The following is a 14,440-nucleotide window of genomic DNA, read 5'->3' on the forward strand; positions in this document are numbered from 1 at the left end:
ATTGCGATGGATCTATTATGATCAATGACGAGTAATAGTCTTGTTCCCTCTCTTTTGCTAACTTTAATAACCAAATATAATTCTCATTTTGAACCTATTCAATTATAGGGGCTAACTTACGATGACGAACCTGAAGAGAATTGCAGGGTCGGGTTTAATGTTTTTGCTCTAGATAAGATTGCTTCGTTCCTAGCAATAACCAGTTGATTGGAATTTTTCTTTCCATCAGGATTTTGATCGTAACTATAGTCTATTATACATTGTTTCAAACGCATTATAATACTCAACGAGTGGAGATTCTCTGAGCACTTCAACGTCAACCAATGAGAAACAACTAATTAACACTGCCTTAAATCACATAAGGTAGTATGTTGAAATAGCTTTATAATTTACATAGGGTGTCCCCAGAAGGATTTTAAATAGTTTTATAAAGTTTCAATTTAACTATATTTGATATCATAGTTATCATCATTTTATCTGATAAAATCATATGATTTTCATGAAGCAATTACAAATACATATTAATTTATGCTTAAATAACTCTATTACCAATAGTAATGTGCATTTTATGAAACTACTAAATCAAAGGTTTGTATCCTTATCTTCTATATTTAGAAGAGATGGGGTTTTATCCAATAAGTTTAGTAGTACTTGGTGAAAATTGAAAAGATATTATTTTATTAAAAGTAATACATAATTAGCTATTTTTGAACAAATAAAAGCTTATGGAGGAATATGCTAATTACTTTTTACTGGATGTGTTTACCAATCAAGCATTTGGAGGAAATCCTTTGGCAGTATTTCCTGATGCTGACAAATTAAGCACAGAGCAGATGCAAAGACTTACGAAAGAATTAAATCTTTCAGAATCTGTTTTTTTGTTAAAGCCCTCTAAAGCTGATGCAGATATTAGAATGCGGATATTTACACCAGGTAAAGAATTACCCACTGCAGGACACCCTACCATAGGCACTGCCTTTCTTCTATTAAAAGAATTACATTGCACCCCGCAACAGAAAAATATTTTAACCCTGGAGCAAAGTATAGGTGATATTCGGGTGAGCTTTGAAGAAAGTGAGGGTAATTACTCTAAAATAATGATGCAGCAACCCTTGCCAAAATTTGAGCAAACATTTACTGATAAGCTATTCGTTGCTTCTTTATTGTCTGTTAAGCAAAAAGATATCAAAGAAGATTTTCCTTGCAGAATAGTTAACTGTGGTAATCCATTCTTAATAGTACCCATAAAATCTTTGCAGGCTATGAAGCAGCTGAAACTAAATCATGAGCTATATTATCAAATACTTGATGAAGTGGAAATTACGGGAATAATGGCCTTTACAATGGAAACTACAGAGGCCAAGGTGCTTACTCATAGCAGAATGTTTGCGCCTCAATTGGGAGTTCCTGAAGACCCTGCAACAGGTAGTGCACATGGACCTCTGGCTGCTTATCTCTACAATTACCAAATGGCTGATATGACTACCTTAAAAGTGGGTGTACAAGGAATTGAAATGGGAAGACCTGCCCGACTAAAAATGCAAATCGAACAAACAGATGGTAAAATTTCAGCCGTAATGGTTGGCGGAGAATCTGTTATTATGGGAAAAGGAACCATTAGAATTTAGAACATGAGCAACAAACGAATCCTTTTCGTCTGTCCCTACCCTTTTGATGAAGCACCCAGCCAAAGGTTTAGATTTGAGCAATATCTAGCCATTTTAAAAGAAAACGGATACTCTTATCAGTTAAAGCCTTTTTTTAGCCTATACATGTGGCGCATCCTTTACAAAAAAGGAAAAGTGATAAGTAAAGCTTTTGGAATTTTCATTGCTTACATAAAAAGGTTTTTCCTTCTTTTTACGCTATATAAATATGCCTTTATTTTTATCCATAGAGAAGCTACACCTGCAGGCCCACCTTTTTTTGAATGGGCTACTAAATATATATGGAAAAAGAAGATTATTTATGATTTTGATGATGCTATTTGGTTGGAAGACCCTAATGAAACCGGAACTTTTAAAAGTACTTTAAAATGGAAAAAGAAGGTTAAGAAAATTTGTAATTGGAGTTATAAAGTAAGTTGTGGAAACCAATATTTAGCCAATTATGCAAGTCAATTTAATAAGCGGGTGGTAGTAAATCCTACCACACTGGATACAGAAAACCTACATAAAATCTCCATTAATAACACTGAACTGCAATCAAAAACTAAAGTAACCATTGGATGGACAGGTACTCATACAACTCTGCAGTACTTACAAGACGTGATACCTGCACTGGAAGCACTGGAGCTCAAGTATGATTTCAGTTTTCTGGTAATCTCTAACCAAAAACCGGATTTCAATCTAAAAAGTCTGAAGTTTATAGCCTGGAACAAAACCACGGAGATACAGGACTTAGATTTGATTGATATAGGTATTATGCCGCTTAGTAATGACATATGGAGCAAGGGGAAGTGCGGTTTTAAAGCTTTACAGTACATGGCTTTAGCTAAGCCTGTAATTGCCTCTCCAGTAGGAGTTAACGAAATTATAGTAGAAGATAATGTGAGCGGATTTCATGCAGAAACCAAAGAAGACTGGATTAATGCATTAGAGAAGCTTCTGCAAGACGAGGCACTAAGCATTAAAATGGGGTTGAAAGGGTTGCAAAAAGTGGAGAAATATTACACCGTCAAAAGTAATAAGAACAATTTCTTATCTTTGTTTCAGTAAATCATCATAAAATTTCTGAAATAGTTCAAATTTAAACAAGCTTATATGAAAAGACTATTTACTAACAAGACATTGCTTTTGATTGCATTTTCTTTGATTATTTCTCCTTTAAAGGCGCAAGATTTTGAAGAACTTGTAAGATCAGGAACACAGGATGCCAACACTTATCTATCCAATTACATGAATCCTTTTGCAGGTTCACTAGGAAATGGTTTGGCAAGTGGATGGTACAACACCGCAAGACCCCACAAAACATTTGGTTTTGATTTAACAACATCTGTAGGATTAGCTGTTATTCCGGATGCGTCCAAAGTATTTACTTTCAATGAGGCAGATTACGAAAATTTGCGATTGGTAGGTTCTTCCACCAACGAACTACCCACCTTTATAGGGGGTGAATACACTGGAGGTGGTCAATTAGAGGCTGAAGGGAGCAGAGAACTGGCACCGGGAGTATCATTCATTCAATGGAAGCGAACAATTTAATGTGCCTGATGGTATTGATTTAGATTTTCCGGGCCCGTTAGCAGTGCCTGTTCCCAACTTTCAAATAGGCGTGGGAGCGATTAAAAATACAGATATAATTGTACGTTTCACTCCTGAATTAAACTTTGATGATGTGAGTTTTAAGCAGTTCGGGTTAGGAGTGAAGCATGATATAAAGCAATGGATTCCAGGTATGAAATTATTACCTTTTGACTTATCAGCTTTGTTAGCCTTTAACAATATCAATGCCACTTACCAAATTGATGAAAGTGAGGATCAATACGCTGAGTTTAAAACTACTGCTACAACATTTCAGGTTTTGATTTCAAAAAAATTACTCTTTTTTACCCCCTATGCCGGACTGGGCTTTAACGCTATAAAATCTACTTTTGATGTAAAAGGCGACTATACCTTTGAAGATGATGGATTTGGCGGATCAGGGGATTCCGTTACAGTTACTGACCCTGTTTCCCTTGATTTTAAAGGAAATGGAGGAGCAAGATTTACCGTAGGTGCCCGGTTTAAAATCCTTTGGGTACTAGCTGCTTCAATAGATTATACCTTCCAGGATTACAATACTTTGAATGTTGGATTTGGTATTAATATCAGATAAGAAAAAAACCTTCTTTATACATTACCGTTTTAAGCCCTTGATAAAGCTATCAAGGGCTTAATTTTTTATTATCAATTCAATTACAAACAAATCAATTATGAAAATTAAACTATTTATTTTATTCGTTTTTGCTGCTGTTCAAACAAGTTATGCTCAGCTTGGAGCTGGAAATATTTTAGCCGGAGGCCAAATTGAAGTCAATTCGAGTGACAACCGTAATTCTTTCACCTTTGCTCCAACTGGCCATTATTTATTAACAGATCATATTGCTGTAGGTGCAAGTGTTGGCTTTGCGACAGGAAGAAGTAATCCGGGAGAAGATGATTATACGAGAGATAATAGCTTTAGCCTTGCTCCTTCTATAAGATATTTCCACAATTTATCAGAGCAAGTGTATTTGTATGGCCAAGGATCGATCGGCTTTGAATTCGGTGGGAGAAAACAATATGTAGGAGATACTAGCATTGATGTTTACGATGAAAATACTTTTGGTATTTCAGTAAGACCAGGTTTAATGTATGTAGTTTCTCCTAAAGTGGGTATTGACTTCAGCATAAACTTTATTTCTTACGAAAGGGAATCTCGAACAGAAGAAAACTTGGCTGGCAATGATGTAACAACTGAAAATAATTATTTTCAATTGGGTTTCAATACACTAGCACCTAGACTTGGATTATACTTTATCTTTTAATTAATTGGAAAGCCGGAGCAGACACATCAATTCGGGTCTACAGGTAAATACATCTTAGCCTTAGTCCAGAGTCTGTCCCGGCTTTCAATGTTCATGGTTCCTCCTATTTTCTTTAAAATTTCACGGGTATTGTGTAATCCCATCCCATTTCCGGTAGATAATTCGGTTCCTCTGTAAAACATGTCGAAAATTCTTGGTTTCACTTCGTCTTTAATACCTATACCATTGTCTACAATTTCAATGAGGTGAAAGTCTTCATTCTTGCTTACGTTAACTTCTATTATCAGATTATTCTTCCCTATATCCCGGTACTGATAACTATTTTTTAAAATTCCCTTTAATACTATTGCTAACCTGTCAGGATCACTGATCAAAGTATAATCATACGGAACGTTAATTTTCTTTACTGCATTTAGTTCGTAGATATTATTCATAAACAATAGCAATTCATCAACCATGTCATAAAGATTGATTTCCTTATATTTTACATGGGTATGGATATTAGTGGCTACATTGCTAATGTCATGAACAAATGAATTTAACAAACGCAAATTTAAACGCAAGTGATGTTTTAACTGATTAACAGCATTTAAATCCGAGATTTCTATCACCTTCAAAAGCCCTTCCAATGAAGCTATAGGGCCGCGGATATTATGCGACACACTATACAGAAACTTATCCAGTTCGTGATTGATCTGGTTAAGTTCGAGGCTTTTTGTTTTTATCTCTTGAGAGAAATTAGTTTTCTCCGTTTCATCCTCCAATAAAAAAATAAAACCTTCTGCTCCCTCATCCCCTACGGGGTTAGCAAGTGCTGTACATTTAATAAACAAATCTGTTCCGGATTTTATATTCTTTATTGAAAAGCTGGAACTTACAGGGGTACTTGCTTTCTTATTTTCCTTAACTCTGCACCAGAACTCATCAATATTATCCACCAAAATAGCATCAACAAAGCTAGATTGGGAAAGGCTGCTTCTTCCTAATAACTGATGGCTTTTCTCATTGCTCCACAAAACTTTAAAATCAGCATCGGTAAAAACAAATCCAAGAGGAGCTATTTCAAAAACTTTTAAAAAAGCTGTCTCTACCTTTTCCTTAAAAAAATCGAAAGCTTTAGAACTATTCTTTTTTTGGTTTAAAACATCTTGCTTCGATGTTAACTTACCTCCACCTGCAGGAGACTGGGTTAACTCAATAATTTGGATCAGAAGTAAATCTTCTCCTAAATTAGAAGAAAGAAGTTGGAATTTATTTTTGGAGTGTTCAACAAAAGTAGAAGGAGTATTTTCAGATGAATAATTAGCGGTCCAGATGGAGACTAAATGCTTGTAATGTGCTGTTTTTTGAAGAAATGCGCTATTATATGCTACGACTTTTTTTGAAATAGTATGAAAAAGAAAAATGGGTAACTGATTCTTCTCAAAAAATTCATACATCTGATCTTGTATATAAAGCGTAATATTTTCAGCACTTTCCATAAACTCAGACTAAATCTTTAAAAATTGAAACGCTCCAAATAGCGATATAAGGGGAAAAAATTATAATTGAAACATCATACAAAATTACTGAGAAGAAGGTTCATACAAAAGTTTATATAGGGCCTGACCTTACAGGAAAGCATAAGGGGATTTTCCGAACATTTAAACATATAAAGACAATGTAGTTGAAATTTTATCTTACAAATAAACCTAAACACGTAATTATATTCTATAATAAGGCAGATCTTAAATTAAACAAGAAATTAAATTAAAATTACTTACTTAAAGTTACATCAACACAGATCTTTATTCCAGTCAAGATGTTATTGGGAAGAATAGCTATTTTTATAACTCAACCGAAAAATTACAGTTAAAATAAATGAAAGACATAAAGTCTGAACAAAATATGTCTTTCCAATATTCTAATTTTATCTTTGTGATTTAATTTTGAGTGGCTAACATGACATTTAACTCACTTAGTCAGAAGGTTTAAAGACAAAGGCTTTAACTAACTTAGCGCCTCAGATTATTGTAATTGATTGTCTTACTAGTATTTATAATTAAAAAATAATATGTACGGAAATTTAAAAGAAAGATTACAGGAAGAACTCCAAACATTAGAGAAGGAGGGTTTATATAAAAGAGAAAGAGTAATTACTACCCCTCAGGATGCTGCTATAAAAACAACTACCGGTAAGGAGGTACTTAATTTTTGTTCTAATAATTATCTGGGACTTTCCTCTCATCCTAAAGTACTGGAAGCTGCTAAAAATAGTTTAGATACTCACGGATTCGGTATGTCCTCAGTAAGGTTTATCTGTGGCACGCAGGATATACATAAAGAACTTGAAGCTAAAATTGCTTCTTTTTTGGGCACTGAAGACACTATTTTATATGCTGCTGCTTTTGATGCCAATGGCGGTGTATTTGAACCCATTCTAGGCGAAGGAGATGCAATTATCTCTGACTCCTTAAACCACGCCTCAATTATTGATGGTGTTCGCCTATGCAAAGCAGCCAGATACAGGTACCAGAACAACGATATGGCTGACCTGGAAGAGCAGTTGAAAAAAGCCAAAGATGCAAAAAATAAGATTATTGTTACAGATGGTGTTTTTTCAATGGATGGTTATGTAGCTCAATTGGACAAAATCTGTGACCTTGCTGATAAATATGATGCTCTGGTAATGGTAGATGATTGCCATGCTACTGGCTTTATAGGCAAAACAGGTAGAGGAACCCATGAGTTAAATAACGTAATGGGAAGAATAGATATTATCACCGGTACACTCGGTAAGGCCTTAGGAGGTGCAATGGGTGGATTTACATCAGGCAGAAAGGAAATTATTGACATGTTACGTCAAAAATCAAGACCTTACTTATTCTCTAACTCGCTTGCCCCTTCAATAGTGGGTGCATCAATTGCAGTTTTTGATTTACTAAGTAATACTACTGAACTAAGAGACAAGCTGGAATCTAATATTAATTATTTTAAAAAAGAGATCAAATCAGCTGGATTTGATATTAAAGATGGAGATTCTGCGATTGTTCCTATTATGGTTTATGATGCTGCTTTGTCGCAAAAATTTGCTGACAGGTTACTGGAAGAGGGAATTTATGTTATTGGTTTTTTCTTTCCTGTAGTTCCTAAAGGTCAGGCCAGAATAAGAGTTCAGCTTTCTGCTGCGCATGAGAAAGAACATCTAGATAAAGCAATTGCTGCTTTTACTAAAGTAGGAAAAGAGCTGGGAATCATTTAAATTACTGTCCATTGCTTGTGATACTACTTCTGCTCAGTTTAGATTGAGCAGAAGTAGTATGCTTATTATAGAGCTCCTTCATGAAGAATATAATGTTTTATAGGATGAGAAAAATATCTGTCATTTACCTGTTTTTATTGGGGTTCATTTTGTCTGCCTCTCTTCAATCCTGCAATAGCAAGGAAAAAGATATTGAAGTATTAAAAGATGAAGTAATCAGCATACATGATGAAGTTATGCCAAGGATGGATGAGCTTATGAGATTAAAAGGAGAGCTAAAAGAAATGCAAAACACTCTGGACTCAACAGCCACTCAGGAAAGTAAAAGAGAAATCACAAGACACATTACCTCTCTAAACAAAGCAGATGAAGAAATGATGAACTGGATGAGGAAATATGACCCTCAAATGGAAAATAAGTCTGAGCAGGAAAAATTAGATTATCTTGAATCTCAAAAAATTGCTATTAAAATGGTGAGACAAGAAATGCTAAGCGCTATAGCGCAATCTGAAGAATTTCTTAAAAACAACAATTGATTAATCTGCAGCTAATTTTAACTTAGATTAATTTTATTGGCAATTACTTAAAGAAGTTTCTACCTCCTTTACTGTAACAAATCCTCTTTCGTTTCCCCAGGAATTATATATATATGTTGCAATTTCCGCAACTTCCAAGTTTGTAAGTTCTTCTAAAGCTGGCATCTCCTGGTTATACGTAATGTTATTCACTATTATTTCCCCTTTAATACCATTTTTTATAAGGCAAGCTGTTCTATTTACATTTTGCATCATAAAATCTGATTTTGCCAGAGGAGGGTAAAGTTTTCCTAAGCCCTGGCCACTCTCTTGATGGCAGTTGCTACAGTGTGTAGTATATAACTGCTTACCAGCAACCATATACTTTGCAAATTTCTGCATCTCAGCTCTACTGTAATCCTTTGTAGCTTCACTGGAAAATTCCGAGTAGCTACCGCATCCAGTAGAAAAGATGAGGCTTAAAAATGTAATATAACTAAGACTTTGTTTTAGGCTCATTGTAAGTGGCTAGTAATCTATCAATATCTTTTATTAACCGATCTACATCATTAGAATTGGTGCCGTCATAAACACCCCTTACGTGCTTCTCTTTATCTACTAAAATGAACGCCCCGCTATGAATGTAACCGCCTTCTTCATTTTCGTCTTCCATGGCTGTTACCATATAGCCTTTCTGACCTAATTCATAAATCTCTTCCTTATTACCAGTAACAAAATTCCATTTAGGAGCTTCAACATCCAATCGCTGAGCAAAATCTTTTAAAAGGGCAACAGTATCATGCTTTGGATCGATTGTATGAGAGATAATCGCTACACTATTATTGTTTTTGTAAGCATTGTAAACCCGCAGCATTTCTTTTTTCATAGTAGGGCAAATGGTAGGACACGAGGTAAAGAAAAAATCCGCAACATACACTTTATTCTCAAATGATTTTGGTGTTACCCAGATGCTATCCTGATTCACTAATCTGAAGTCAGGAATAGTATGATCAATAGTATCAACTACTGTTTCACCATTCACTGTGCGCTCTACAAATTGCTTACGCCCCAATATTGGAAATTCTTCGTTTTTATTTTGCTTTTCCGCAGGATCGCATCCTAAAAGAGAAACTCCAAATATGATTGCTATAAATGTTTTAAAGTATATTTTCATTGATCAATTAATTTTATATTTATCTGATAATATCAACTCTTACCTGAAGGTTTGTTTTCCCTTATTGCTTTATACAGTTTAATAGCTACCATTAGCAACACGCCAAAAGCTATAAAGCCCAAAGTTCCCCAAATCCAGTTGATCTGACTTTTAAGAATGATAAGAAACACTATTGCCACTAAAAATAAAGTAGCTACCTCGTTCCAAATTCGTAACTGAGTAGAAGAATATTTGATTTCTCCCTTCTGTAATTTCTTGAAAATATAATGACAAGAAAAGTGATAAAGATAAAGAAGGAAAACGAATGATAGCTTAATATGCATGAATGACATTTTCAACCAATCAGGCTGCAATATTAGCAATGTTGTAGCTAAAATAAGTGTAATAACAGCAGAAGGCCAAGTGATTACATACCATAACAAGCGCGACATTTTACTTAGTTGCTGGTGTAAAATAGACCTTTCGGGTTCGTTTTTTTGTAATGCTTCGGTCTGATAAATGAATAGACGAACAATATAAAAAAGGCCTGCAAACCATGTGACAACAAAAATGAGATGTAGAGATTTTATATATAAATACATTAATTAATTTATCAGAATAGTTTGATTCTTAACAAAGCAAAAGGAGTTTAGGTTGAGCAAAATCATTAATAATTTTAATACCCGGGTAGCATTAACCTTAACTATGGCAAAAGTAAGAAATAAGAACCAATTGTGATAGAAAAACGTAAGTAGTTAAAATTTAAATATTCATCCTTTATCTGGTTTATCTTTTTAAAATGAAATTGTCAAATTGCTCCCCCTCTGTTGAATCCACTTACTATGGTATGATGAGGCTTATAAATTGAACACTGCAATATGATAACTAGTATAAAAAACTCATGTCAGAAGTAAGTAATCTTTGGTATTTTGAAAATGTGGATCTATTCAATGTTTTATGCCCTCACAAAGTAAAAGGGTTAGGGGGAAAACATGTGTTTAATAAATTCAAAAAAGAACAATTTATCTATTTTCCCGAAGAGACCTCTCATCATGTGTATATGATAGCTGAGGGAAGAGTAAAGATAGGTTCCTACACTTCTGAAGGAAAAGAGGTGGTGAAAGCAATTTTAGGAAAGGGAGAACTTTTCGGAGAGCTGGCATTGGCTGGCGAAGAAATAAGAACAGACTTTGCTCAGGCGATGGACAATAATACTACTATTTGCCCAATGAGCCTTGAGGAAATGAATGAGATGATGGCTCATAACAAACCCTTAAGTTTTAAACTATTAAAGCTTGTCGGCCTACGTCTGAGAAAAACAGAAAGAAGATTGGAAGCATTGGTGTTTAAAGATGCAAGAACAAGAATAGTGGATTTTTTAAGAGATCAGGCAGAAGAAAAGGGACAAAAAGTAGGCTACGAAACTCTCATCCCCAGCTATCTTACTCATAAAGACATTGCTGCTTTAACAGGTACCTCCAGACAAACAGTTACGACAACATTAAACGAATTAAGAGATAAAAATCTGATCAACTTTGATCGTAGAAAAATATTGATTAGGGATTTAACTAAGCTTTCGTAATTATATTCAGTAAAAAGCTTACTCACACATAATTAAAAGGCATCCATCTGAAGTGATGGATGCCTTTTGAAATTTGTACTATTAATATTTATTTAATTATTAATTAGCAAATCCGTTTCTGATGATAAAATCCTCATAAGCTTTTTGATAAATTTCCACCTCTGGTGCCAGCTGAATGGCCTTTTCATAAGAAGTAAGTGCATCAAGCAAAAGATTGTTGTCTTCATAAAATGCTGCCATCACTACATTATCTAAAGCATTTTCTTCCTTTACTTCAGTTTTAAGCTGGTTCATTGTCTTTTTTATTTCTGCAGATTCATCCTCTGGCTTTATGATGATAGCATATTCTTCAGAGTTTAAATCTTTGCCCACCACATTGATTTTAACTTTTACAAATTTATTTTCCAACTGACTGAAAGGAGCTTCATTCATATTAAGCATGTAGGCAGTTTTATCTGTCTGCTCTGTCTTTATCACCTCATCAAATAAGTTACTAAAGACCACCTCATACTTTAGTGCTTCCTTCTCTCCCACCTGTTTTGGCTCGCTCCATCTGATGAGAATTTCAGGATTTATGATGTCAGTTGAACTGTGAGCCATCACCTTTATTTTTGCACCACTCGCCAAAGCGCGATCAACTGCTCCAGTTGCTCCTAAACTTTTTCTGTAATCACCCTCACCTTTTTCACTGCTCATCCTATTCATTACAAAATCAGCATATTTACTAGCTACGCTAGAGTTTTTTCCTTTCAGGTTATCTGCAAGTGAACTCACTTTGTACTCACCTGAAGATTTTACTTCCAGGGTTTTACCTGACTTATGCATCAATCCAAGGTACGCTTCACTGGAAAGCTTTAATTCATCTCCTGAATTTAAGGACTGGCCTGTTTTGAGTGGAGCCCAGGCTTTACCTTGAAGCTTAACAGAATTATCGCCTTTATTAGCCAATACTTTAAAAACATACTCCTGCGCATTGGCGGTAGCACCAACCATATAAACAGCCACTGCTAAAATTCTTATAATAGTTTTCATAATTGATTAATTTATCACCACTTTTTTTGTCTTTCTTTTAAAGCTAAATAATTCTTTCCTTCCTTCTTTGGTAAACATATTTTTCACCACACCATTGTATACTTCGAGAGAATCGCCTACAGCAGCCACAACACCCATTGCAAGCGTAAGCTCCAGATTCCAGTTAAACCAATGATATGAATAAATGATTAAACCTATAATCAACAGCAGTTCCACCAATTGAGTGAGTTTTGTAATGCCATCATACCAGTTTGGCAGACTATAATAAACCCACATAAAAGCTACCACATTCAGGTAACAAAGAATGATGGCAGCTAATAGTTGATAGGTTTTATCTAATTGATAAACATACTCCTGGTCTAAAATCATGGAAATAATATTAGCATGAATTACGGCTCCATACATATCGGGAGCACCTCTGCCTGCATATTTCACATTCAGAGGAGTGAAGTACTTGTCTTCAATATTGTAAGGATCACCAAAATAATCACCCATAAAGCCAAAGATCACAATTTTCCCTTCTATTACATCAGGGGTGAAATTCTCATTGAATACATCCTGAATATCTAATGCATAAAAGGTGGTGGCAAAATTGGATTCAGAGCCAATTGAATTCCCTTTAAAATCAATATACTCTACTGCGTTTCCCCTCGCTAAGAATTTTTCAACCTTTTCAGGTGCATAATAATTAGCTATCCTTACAGCAAATGCCATTTGTATTTCATCTTTATATTTTAATGTAGGAGTGAAAGTACGACATGTTTTTACATCTTCCTGTGTTACTCCTTCGGCAGTAACAAGATTGGCAAAAGCGAAGTCAGCATTCGGCCTGAAAGGTGCTGCCGATATGCGCATTGAATCAAAATAATTTTGTTCTTCTTTCAAATTAAGTAGCTTAGATGCCATCACAAGATTTTCAACCTCAGATAATGCAACAGCCAATATGCTATCCTGAGTAGGATCTTTCGGGTAAGGAAAAAAGGAATCTATACCAACTACCCTGGGGTTATATTTATTTATAATTCGTATTTCTTCAGCTACACCTGCCCGCGGTAAACGGCCTATATTTATAAGCACAATGTCATCTTCCGCTGGAGGCGCCTCACGCAGGTTACTGTAAACCAGATCCGTAAACTCCACATCCTCAAGTGCCTCCCCTATGGGATCAATGGCTTCCAGTCTATTCAATAAAGATGATAAAACATAGATAATAAGGAAAATGAAGGCTGTTGCCATTATTGAATCCAACCAAATGTTCCCTATTATTTTTATTTTCATACTATATAAAAAAAATGCACTTTTTTAATCGAATAATAAAATTATGATAAAAATCAATAAATACCAATTATTCCACTTAAAAACTTGCTTATTCCGTAGCAGTAGTAGTAACTTTTGAGCATTATTATCCAAATGAAATTCATTGAAGAGAAAAAACAGACTTAGTATAAAGGAGTATAAGGAGGGCATTTTATCCGGCAATCGGGTAATTCTTAGCAGAGCTATTACTTTAGTAGAAAGTGCCCTGGAAGAAGATAATGAATTGGCCGCTGAGTTGATTGATGAAATTTATCCTCATACCGGAAACTCCTTCCGCATTGGAATAACAGGAGTTCCTGGTGTTGGGAAGAGTACTTTTATAGAGTCCTTTGGACTACATTTATTAAAAAAGAGAAAAAAACTGGCAGTTTTAACCATAGACCCCTCAAGCCAAAAAAGTGGTGGAAGCATTTTGGGTGACAAAACCCGAATGGAAAGACTTAGTGTTATGGAAAATGCTTTTATAAGACCTTCTCCTGCCGGTGATGCTTTAGGAGGAGTAGCTCATAAAACCAGAGAAACTATGCTTCTGTGCGAAGCGGCAGGCTATGATGTGGTTTTTATTGAAACAGTTGGAGTCGGGCAATCCGAAACTGCCGTCAAAAATATGGTAGACTTTTTCCTACTCTTGATGCTTGCAGGTGCCGGAGACGAGCTCCAGGGAATTAAAAAAGGGATTATGGAAATGGCCGATACAATAGCTATTACAAAAGCAGATGGAGCCAATTTAGCAGCTTCAAAAAAAGCCCGAAAAGAATATCAGAATGCTTTACATTTATTTCCTGCAAATGAAAATGGCTGGAACCCGGAGGTAGTAGTTTGTTCTGCTTTGGAAAATTTTGGATTGGATGAGATAGAAAAAAGGCTGAATGATTATCAACAAAAAATGAAAGAATCAGGCTTTTTCAATTATAATCGAAAACAGCAAGCAGTCCACTGGATGCACCAAACCATCAACTTTTATCTGAAAAGAAATTTCTATAATCAGGAAAAGATCAGAGAAAAAATTGACATATTTGAAGAAGCTGTGCGAGCGGGTAACAAACATTCTGTTCAGGCAGCAAGAGAACTGCTTTCAATTTAAAGTAAACCA

The 14,440-nt window shown here is 35.1% G+C and carries 15 protein-coding genes; 9 read left to right on the forward strand and 6 right to left on the reverse strand.

The genetic code is table 11. The annotated features are described in order from the left end of the window. Nucleotides 1–725 precede the first annotated feature (725 nt). The 5 genes from IEV85_RS23295 (at nt 726) to IEV85_RS23315 (ending at nt 4,507) form a co-directional block, all read left to right on the forward strand. Nucleotides 726–1,628, forward strand: coding sequence for a PhzF family phenazine biosynthesis protein (locus tag IEV85_RS23295; RefSeq protein WP_188467682.1), 903 nt, complete (start codon nt 726–728; stop codon nt 1,626–1,628). 3 nt (nt 1,629–1,631) lie between these two features. Beyond that, nucleotides 1,632–2,717, forward strand: coding sequence for a glycosyltransferase (locus IEV85_RS23300; RefSeq protein ID WP_188467683.1), 1,086 nt, complete (start codon nt 1,632–1,634; stop codon nt 2,715–2,717). A 45-nt stretch (nt 2,718–2,762) separates the two neighbouring features. Further along, the gene (locus IEV85_RS23305) at nt 2,763–3,203 is read left to right on the forward strand and encodes a DUF6588 family protein (RefSeq protein ID WP_188467684.1); all 441 of its coding nucleotides are present in this window, start codon (nt 2,763–2,765) and stop codon (nt 3,201–3,203) included. 1 nt (nt 3,204) lies between these two features. Continuing rightward, nucleotides 3,205–3,816 carry a DUF6588 family protein gene (locus tag IEV85_RS23310; RefSeq protein ID WP_188467685.1) on the forward strand — a complete coding sequence of 204 codons (612 nt, stop codon included), beginning with the start codon at nt 3,205–3,207 and terminating at the stop codon, nt 3,814–3,816. Nucleotides 3,817–3,913: 97 nt separating this feature from the next. Continuing rightward, nucleotides 3,914–4,507: an outer membrane beta-barrel protein gene (locus tag IEV85_RS23315; protein ID WP_188467686.1), complete on the forward strand. Its 594-nt coding sequence runs from the start codon at nt 3,914–3,916 to the stop codon at nt 4,505–4,507. A 26-nt stretch (nt 4,508–4,533) separates the two neighbouring features. Here IEV85_RS23315 and IEV85_RS23320 read toward each other — a convergent pair whose 3' ends face one another. Further along, nucleotides 4,534–5,988 carry a PAS domain-containing sensor histidine kinase gene (locus tag IEV85_RS23320; RefSeq protein WP_188467687.1) on the reverse strand — a complete coding sequence of 485 codons (1,455 nt, stop codon included), beginning with the start codon at nt 5,986–5,988 and terminating at the stop codon, nt 4,534–4,536. A 572-nt stretch (nt 5,989–6,560) separates the two neighbouring features. Between IEV85_RS23320 and kbl the strand changes: the two genes are divergently transcribed. Then, nucleotides 6,561–7,748, forward strand: a complete 1,188-nt coding sequence (gene kbl, locus IEV85_RS23325; RefSeq protein WP_188467688.1) for a glycine C-acetyltransferase — start codon at nt 6,561–6,563, stop codon at nt 7,746–7,748. Nucleotides 7,749–7,852: 104 nt separating this feature from the next. Next, on the forward strand, nt 7,853–8,284 hold the full coding sequence (locus IEV85_RS23330; protein WP_188467689.1) for a hypothetical protein: 432 nt from the start codon (nt 7,853–7,855) through the stop codon (nt 8,282–8,284). Between the two features lie 33 nt (nt 8,285–8,317). Here the strand turns inward: IEV85_RS23330 and IEV85_RS23335 are convergent, their stop codons facing one another. The 3 genes from IEV85_RS23335 to IEV85_RS23345 are packed head-to-tail and all read right to left on the reverse strand — an operon-like array spanning nt 8,318 to nt 10,018. Further along, a complete protein-coding gene (locus tag IEV85_RS23335; RefSeq protein ID WP_188467690.1) occupies nt 8,318–8,782 on the reverse strand; it encodes a c-type cytochrome in 465 nt (154 codons plus the stop codon). After that, nucleotides 8,760–9,437 (reverse strand): SCO family protein, encoded by a 678-nt coding sequence (locus tag IEV85_RS23340; RefSeq protein WP_188467691.1) that lies wholly within the window; start codon nt 9,435–9,437, stop codon nt 8,760–8,762. The genes IEV85_RS23335 and IEV85_RS23340 overlap by 23 nt, the downstream gene beginning before the upstream one ends. Before the next feature lie 32 nt (nt 9,438–9,469). Next, a complete protein-coding gene (locus tag IEV85_RS23345; RefSeq protein ID WP_188467692.1) occupies nt 9,470–10,018 on the reverse strand; it encodes a CopD family protein in 549 nt (182 codons plus the stop codon). 299 nt (nt 10,019–10,317) lie between these two features. Between IEV85_RS23345 and IEV85_RS23350 the strand changes: the two genes are divergently transcribed. Further along, complete coding sequence (locus IEV85_RS23350; protein ID WP_188467693.1) at nt 10,318–10,998, forward strand: Crp/Fnr family transcriptional regulator; 681 nt, start codon at nt 10,318–10,320, stop codon at nt 10,996–10,998. A gap of 99 nt (nt 10,999–11,097) precedes the next feature. Here the strand turns inward: IEV85_RS23350 and IEV85_RS23355 are convergent, their stop codons facing one another. Together IEV85_RS23355 and IEV85_RS23360 are read right to left on the reverse strand one after the other, a co-directional pair. Next, nucleotides 11,098–12,030, reverse strand: coding sequence for a FecR family protein (locus IEV85_RS23355; protein WP_188467694.1), 933 nt, complete (start codon nt 12,028–12,030; stop codon nt 11,098–11,100). A gap of 6 nt (nt 12,031–12,036) precedes the next feature. Further along, entirely contained in the window at nt 12,037–13,308 is a 1,272-nt protein-coding gene (locus IEV85_RS23360) for a CHASE2 domain-containing protein (RefSeq protein ID WP_188467695.1), read from the reverse strand. 142 nt (nt 13,309–13,450) lie between these two features. On the opposite strand from IEV85_RS23360, the gene meaB reads away from it, so the two are divergent. Then, on the forward strand, nt 13,451–14,431 hold the full coding sequence (gene meaB / locus IEV85_RS23365; protein ID WP_188467696.1) for a methylmalonyl Co-A mutase-associated GTPase MeaB: 981 nt from the start codon (nt 13,451–13,453) through the stop codon (nt 14,429–14,431). The last annotated feature ends 9 nt before the right edge of the window (nt 14,432–14,440 follow it).

Source organism: Marivirga lumbricoides (assembly GCF_014636295.1).
Taxonomy (GTDB): Bacteria; Bacteroidota; Bacteroidia; order Cytophagales; family Cyclobacteriaceae; genus Marivirga; species Marivirga lumbricoides.